General features: G+C 57.6%; 1 other annotated feature (cut by a window edge).

The features are described 5' to 3' along the window. Positions 1–1256 (reverse strand) — a sequence feature (most likely nonfunctional fraction of RNA operon) (it extends 3286 nt beyond the left edge of the window). Positions 1257–1263 lie beyond the last annotated feature (7 nt).

Raw genomic sequence — 1263 nt, forward strand, 5'->3', positions numbered from 1 at the left:
GGATTCGCTCCACCTCGCGGTATCGCAGCCCTCTGTACCGGCCATTGTAGCATGTGTGAAGCCCTGGACATAAGGGGCATGATGACTTGACGTCGTCCCCACCTTCCTCCGAGTTGACCCCGGCAGTCTCTCACGAGTCCCCGCCATTACGCGCTGGCAACATAAGATAAGGGTTGCGCTCGTTGCGGGACTTAACCCAACATCTCACGACACGAGCTGACGACAGCCATGCACCACCTGTACACCGACCACAAGGGGGGCCATATCTCTATGGCTTTCCGGTGTATGTCAAACCCAGGTAAGGTTCTTCGCGTTGCATCGAATTAATCCACATGCTCCGCCGCTTGTGCGGGCCCCCGTCAATTCCTTTGAGTTTTAGCCTTGCGGCCGTACTCCCCAGGCGGGGTACTTAATGCGTTAGCTACGGCACGGATCCCGTGGAAGGAAACCCACACCTAGTACCCACCGTTTACGGCGTGGACTACCAGGGTATCTAATCCTGTTCGCTACCCACGCTTTCGCTTCTCAGCGTCAGTTACTGCCCAGAGACCCGCCTTCGCCACCGGTGTTCCTCCTGATATCTGCGCATTTCACCGCTACACCAGGAATTCCAGTCTCCCCTGCAGTACTCTAGTCTGCCCGTATCGACTGCAAGCTTGCAGTTGAGCTGCAAGTTTTCACAATCGACGCGACAGACCGCCTACAAGCTCTTTACGCCCAGTAATTCCGGACAACGCTCGCACCCTACGTATTACCGCGGCTGCTGGCACGTAGTTGGCCGGTGCTTCTTCTACAGGTACCGTCACTTGCGCTTCGTCCCTGTCAAAAGAGGTTTACAACCCGAAGGCCGTCATCCCTCACGCGGCGTCGCTGCATCAGGCTTGCGCCCATTGTGCAATATTCCCCACTGCTGCCTCCCGTAGGAGTCTGGGCCGTGTCTCAGTCCCAGTGTGGCCGGTCACCCTCTCAGGTCGGCTACCCGTCGTCGCCTTGGTGAGCCGTTACCTCACCAACAAGCTGATAGGCCGCGGGCCCATCTCGCACCAGTAAACCTTTCCAACCCGGACCATGCAGTCCAGGCTCATATCCGGTATTAGACCCAGTTTCCCAGGCTTATCCCAGAGTGCAAGGCAGATCACCCACGTGTTACTCACCCGTTCGCCGCTCGTGTACCCCGAAGGGCCTTACCGCTCGACTTGCATGTGTTAAGCACGCCGCTAGCGTTCGTCCTGAGCCAGGATCAAACTCTCCGTTGAAGACTCT

The sequence above is a fragment of the Nocardia sp. NPDC004711 genome, assembly GCF_053601595.1.